Raw genomic sequence first — 289 nt, forward strand, 5'->3', positions numbered from 1 at the left:
GAATAATCGGATTCCGCTGGAAGAATTTGTATCAGAAAAGTGTAGTGCGGATGCTTTTCGCAATATTTACCGTAATTATGAACAGCATAGAAAAGAACTGAAAAAGATTGATTTTGATGATATGCTGGTACTTTGTTATGAATTGTTCCAATCAAGACCAGATGTACTTGCACAGTGGCAGAAGAAATTCAGATACGTTTTGATTGATGAATTTCAGGATATTAATCGAATTCAGTATGATGTGATCCGTATGCTGGCCCAGCCGGAAAATAATTTGTTCGTAGTAGGG

General features: G+C 36.7%; 1 protein-coding gene. It reads left to right on the top strand.

The features are described from left to right. Positions 1 to 289: UvrD-helicase domain-containing protein (locus PZH32_RS13830; RefSeq protein ID WP_275208840.1), on the top strand; the 289-nt coding region annotated here is incomplete at both ends.

Source organism: Adlercreutzia equolifaciens, from assembly GCF_029076695.1.
Taxonomy (GTDB): domain Bacteria; phylum Actinomycetota; class Coriobacteriia; order Coriobacteriales; family Eggerthellaceae; genus Adlercreutzia; species Adlercreutzia equolifaciens_A.